Source organism: Stutzerimonas sp. LR2 (assembly GCF_055755175.1).
Genome location: NZ_JBVTRR010000050.1, coordinates 1 through 934 on the forward strand (window position 1 = coordinate 1; position 934 = coordinate 934).

Below are 934 nucleotides of genomic sequence, written 5' to 3' on the forward strand. Positions count from 1 at the left end.
ACGGATGCAACAATTCGATAGGGACAACACTGGCCGTTGATTGCCTGTTTGATCTCCAGCGCGCCACCTGTTCACTTGACGAGTCCTTCTGGCAAAAGGTGCTTGACCTTACACGCGTGCGTAATTTTATGCCCACTGCCCGTAAAGACGAGTGGTACAACACGCTTCGGCAGTGGCGCAAAGCTTCTCCCGATCGACTTGCCACGGTGCGGCCCGTCGCCTTCACGGAAGAGAACGTATTCGCCACGGCTAAAAGCCTAACGACCGAGAAAAAAGATTATTTCGCAGAAATGGTCGAAGGCGTATTCAAAAATCTGTCAGTGTTTCACAAAACCAACAAAGCACAGGGATTTAGTCCGAAGATGGTGATCACCAACTGCCTACCATGTCGTGACTACAAGCGAGGTTATGACAATATGGATTACCTCAGCGACCTACGTAAAATTATCGGCCTAATGCAAGGCCGTCCCGGCGCAGAGATCGTCAATAAATGGGCGCTAGAGCAATCCCTCAGTAACAATACGGGGGAGTGGATATCGGTAGACGGTGGCGCGCTGACCTGCAAAGGCTTCCTGAATGGCAATGTACATATTCAGGTATCAGAGGCTGTGTGCGATGACCTCAATACAGTATTGGCTTACCGGATGCCAGGCCTCATCCCTCAGTTCAAAGAGCGAGGGAAAAGTAGCAAAGCGACGCGCAACACGCAGTACACGGGCGATTTAATTGACTACCGGATTGCATTCCCAACCTGCACTGAACTCGCTGAAATGGCGCGCAACAACCAACATAGCGCGAAGCAATATGGTGCGGGACCATTTACTATCGTGATGCCTCGGAGATACCATTACGCTGAACTGGTGAAACAGGAGCTTGATAGCATCTTCCGTATCCTGGGCGCGGTAGAGGTTAAGCCAGAGGTCTACGAATTTGA

1 protein-coding gene is annotated in these 934 nt (G+C 50.9%); it reads left to right on the top strand.

All coding sequences use genetic code 11. From position 1 onward, the window contains the following. Window positions 1-934 (top strand): DUF4942 domain-containing protein (locus ACVRRC_RS21945; protein ID WP_472997569.1); only part of this gene is annotated, 934 nt, incomplete at both ends.